Raw genomic sequence first — 1457 nt, 5'->3', positions numbered from 1 at the left:
GGCGAGAACAGCACCAGCACGGTCAATATCTCGAGACGCCCCATCAGCATGCCGATGCACAGCAACCACTTGGCGCTGTCCGGCAGGCTCGAGAAGTTGCCCGCCGGGCCGATGATCTCACCCAGCCCCGGGCCGACGTTGGTGACGGCCGTGGCGGCGCCGGTCACCGCGGTGATCAGGTCCAGCCCGATGAACGACAGCGCCAGCGCCAGGCCACCGATGGTGATGAAGAAGAAGAACGAGAAGGCGATCACGGCGCGCACCACCTCATCGGGCAGCGCGCGACCGTTGTAGCGCTGCGAGAAGACGCCATTGGCATGGATCAACGAGCGCAGATGGTTGCCGAGCATGATCAGGCCGATCTGCAGGCGGAAGATCTTCATGCCGCCGCTGGTCGAGCCGCTGCAGCCGCCGACGAAGGTCAGATAGAAGAAGGCCACCACCGCAAAGGGCCCCCAGGCACTGTAGTCGTCGCTGGCGTAGCCGGTGGTGGTCACCACCGAGATGACATTGAAGGTCACCTGGGTCAGCGCCGTGAAGATGGCCTCGCCATTGACGACGCGATACAGCGTCAGCAAGGCGATCACCCACCCCAGCAGACGCAGGAAGCCGCGCACCTGGGCATCACGCCACAGGACACCGGCCTGGTCCTGCCAGGCGCGGATGAACAGCACGAAGGGCAGCGCCCCCAGCAACATGAACGCCGACGCCATCCACAGCAGATAGGGCCGGTCGGAATAGACGCCCATCGAGCTGTCGTAATTGGAGAAACCGCCGGTGGCCAGCGACGTCATGCCATGCACCAGCGCATCCAGCCAGTGCATGCCGCCCAGCCAGTAACAGACGATGGCCAGCAACGTCAGCCCGACATAGACCAGCCCGATGGCCTTGGCCACGCCACCGGCACGCGGCAGCACCTTGTCGGACCAGTCCGAGGATTCGGTCTGGAACAGGCGCATGCCGCCGACCTTCAGAAACGGCAGGATCGCGATCGCCATCACGATGATGCCGATACCACCGACCCACTGCATCAGGCCGCGCCACAGCTTGAGGCCATCCGAGAGCCCTTCGATGTCAGACAGCACGGTCGAGCCGGTGGTGGTGATCGCCGACACCGATTCGAACACGGCATCGGTCACGCCCAGGTGGGTCGCACCGAAGATCAACGGCAGGCTCGAGTAGGCCGACACCAGCACCCAGCTCAGCGTCGTCAGCACGAACATCGCACGCGGCTTGAGTTGCAGCTCCACCTTGCGCGAGACCGTCAGCATGATGACCGCCGAGCCGAGCGTGATGCCCAGCGAGATCAGAAAGGCGCTGGCATCCGCATCCGCTTCGCCGAGCAACACCAGCAAGGGCGCCAGCATCATCAAGGCCACCACGCATAGCAGCAGGCCGAGTACCCGGATGACCGGCAACCACTCCGAGAGCGAAAGAAGGCGCATCAGCGCCTGCGA

The 1457-nt window shown here is 64.5% G+C and carries 1 protein-coding gene; it reads right to left on the bottom strand.

The features are described from left to right. The coding region (locus AC4FAH_RS05670; RefSeq protein WP_490245756.1) for a TrkH family potassium uptake protein at positions 1–1445 on the bottom strand (1445 nt) is incomplete at its 3' end. Positions 1446–1457: the final 12 nt, after the last annotated feature.

The organism is Cobetia sp., assembly GCF_983723665.1.
This window is presented reverse-complemented; position numbering and strand designations above follow the sequence as displayed.